This is a genomic window from Mycobacterium sp. IDUB_19, assembly GCF_055419445.1.
This window is the reverse complement of sequence record NZ_JBVAXR010000141.1, coordinates 1-1,472: the sequence shown is the minus strand read 5'-3', so window position 1 is coordinate 1,472 and position 1,472 is coordinate 1. Positions and strand designations below refer to the sequence as shown.

The following is a 1,472-nucleotide window of genomic DNA, read 5'->3' as shown; positions in this document are numbered from 1 at the left end:
AGGTCGGCCGTCCGGTCCCCGGACCAGAGACCGAAGCCGGGCCGATGATTGCCCGCAACACCCTGGTCAGCGCCGTCCGGGCCTGAGCCCCGGGACCTGCTTTTTGAAGAACTTTCAATGAGTTGAAAGTTCGCCGGAACTTCCGCGGACCCCTCGCCGACTAATAACAGGCTGATACGTGTGCCGCCCACAGCCCGGGCGTCGTCGGTTTTGGCCAGGCGAGGAGTGCTGACGTGGCTCTGCTGTCGGTCGAGGACGGCTGCGAATGACCGCACCGATATGGATGGCCTTACCGCCGGAAGTCCATTCCACGTTGCTGAGCAGCGGTCCGGGACCAGGAAGCTTGTTGGCTGCCAGCGCCGCGTGGAGTTCGTTGAGCGCCGCTTATGCGGAAACGGCAGACGAACTCAACGCGATTTTGGCGGCGGTACAGGCCGGGGCGTGGGAAGGTCCGAGTGCCGAGCAGTATGTGACCGCACATGTGCCCTACTTGGCATGGCTGGTGCGGGCCAGCGCCAACAGCGCGTCGGCGGCTGTCCGGCACGAGTCCGCGGCCACCGCCTACACCGCGGCGTTGGCTGCGATGCCGACCCTGCCGGAGCTGGCCACTAACCACGCCGTCCACGGCGTCCTGGTCGGAACCAACTTCTTCGGCATCAACACCATTCCCATCGCGCTCAACGAGGCCGACTATGCGCGGATGTGGACTCAGGCGGCCACCACGATGACCACCTATCAAGCGGTCTCCACCGCGGCGGTGGCGTCGGCACCGCAAACCGATCCGGCGCCGGTCATCATGACCGCCAACGCCAGCAGCGGCGATGACAGTGACCCTGACGGAATCGTCGACAACGACGGCGGCGACCCGACTCAGCTGAGCTGGTGGATCAACCGCTTCCTCGAGATACCCCAAACCCTGTTGAACGATTTGGCGGAATTTCCCACGAACCCGGTCGACGCAATAGAGGACTTGATACAAGACATTTTCGGGCCCGCCGGACTCATCGCAGACGAGTTCACCCACCTGGGCGAGGCCCTTCAGACCTTCCCCCAGCTCGCGGCCATTCCGTTCATCCTGCCCGCTGCAATTGCGGGAGGCTTCGCACCCCTGACTGCGCTGGCTGCGATCCAGCCCGAGGCGGCCGCGGCCCCGGCCGTGGTGGCCCCACCGATGCCGCAGGCGCCCAGTGCGCCGGTCATCACGAGCGCTCCGGTCGTGAGCGCTCCCGCGGCCGCGGCCCCGGCGCCGTCTTCTGCCCCGACTTCGGCGCCGGCGCCCGCGCCCACCCCGGCACCTGCAACCGCAGCCCCACCGCCGCCGCCCACCGGTATCGAGGCCGCGGCGTACCCGTACCTGGCGGGCGGGCCCGGCATCGGGACCGGCTCGGGGATGACCAGCGGTGCGCAACGCAAGGCTCCGGAGCCCGATTCCGCCGCGGCGGCCGCGGCGGCCGCGGCGTCGGCGCGGGAGC

At 68.4% G+C, this 1,472-nt stretch carries 2 protein-coding genes; both read left to right on the top strand.

Features of this window, described 5'->3' with window-relative positions; genetic code table 11:
- A partial coding sequence (locus ACZY0B_RS27475) for a hypothetical protein (RefSeq protein WP_463767375.1) occupies positions 1-86 on the top strand: 86 nt, incomplete at its 5' end.
- A 179-nt stretch (positions 87-265) separates the two neighbouring features.
- On the top strand, positions 266-1,472 hold a 1,207-nt coding region (locus ACZY0B_RS27470; protein WP_463767374.1), incomplete at its 3' end, for a PPE family protein.